This window comes from Huaxiibacter chinensis, assembly GCF_022171985.1.
GTDB lineage: Bacteria > Pseudomonadota > Gammaproteobacteria > Enterobacterales > Enterobacteriaceae > Enterobacter > Enterobacter chinensis_A.
In genome coordinates this window covers 1-375 of sequence record NZ_JAJVHF010000083.1, presented here as the reverse complement: position 1 = coordinate 375, position 375 = coordinate 1, and the positions used below count along the sequence as shown (strand labels likewise).

The window sequence follows — 375 nt, the reverse complement described above, 5'->3', positions numbered from 1 at the left end:
AGACTCGAACACACCGCTTATCTGTTCTTATTACGGAGAACAGACACAGTGTGTCGTTTCAATTTTCAGCTTGATCCAGATTTTTAAAGAGCAAATATCTCAAACATGACTCGGAAGTCAGTTTTGAGATACTGATTGGTTGTGCCTTTCACTCACAGCCAGCAAGTGGCGTCCCCTAGGGGATTCGAACCCCTGTTGCCGCCGTGAAAGGGCGGAGTCCTAACCGCTAGACGAAGGGGACACGATGTGTCACGACTTCGTAGCCGTCTTGCTCGATACTTTTCATCAGACAATCTGTGTGGACACTACAAAGGCAGGTTCTTTCAGGTAAGGAGGTGATCCAACCGCAGGTTCCCCTACGGTTACCTTGTTACG

Annotated in this window: 1 tRNA gene; it reads right to left on the bottom strand. The window is 48.5% G+C overall.

The features are described 5' to 3' along the window. Positions 1-166 precede the first annotated feature (166 nt). Positions 167-241: transfer RNA gene (locus tag LZP96_RS24060), tRNA-Glu, on the bottom strand. Positions 242-375: the final 134 nt, after the last annotated feature.